This is a genomic window from Psychrobacter sp. S1-30-MNA-CIBAN-0213, assembly GCF_040309845.1.
Classification (GTDB): Bacteria; Pseudomonadota; Gammaproteobacteria; order Pseudomonadales; family Moraxellaceae; genus Psychrobacter.
Window position 1 is genome coordinate 1 of sequence record NZ_JBEOPE010000196.1, and the last position, 229, is coordinate 229.

Here is a 229-nt window from a genome sequence, read left to right on the forward strand (position 1 = left end):
GTGCAAATATACTTGATGATTTTTGCGGAGTAATAGCCGCTGAAATTCGCTTACCAGAGGCAATAAATCAACGCCATTTATGCCCGTTTCAATACTTTGGATTAGATGACGACACCGACCTAAGCCAAATAACGTGGCGAGGCGGCCGTTACGATATAAGCGAGTTAAGTAACCTTTATACAGGGGAGAACAGCCGCGCTAACAAAATTATATCGAGCCTTGCTGATAT

The 229-nt window shown here is 43.2% G+C and carries 1 protein-coding gene; it reads left to right on the forward strand.

Annotation, left to right across the window (positions count from 1 at the left end; genetic code table 11):
- Positions 1–229: hypothetical protein (locus AAEY87_RS14485; RefSeq protein ID WP_350657668.1), on the forward strand; the 229-nt coding region annotated here is incomplete at both ends.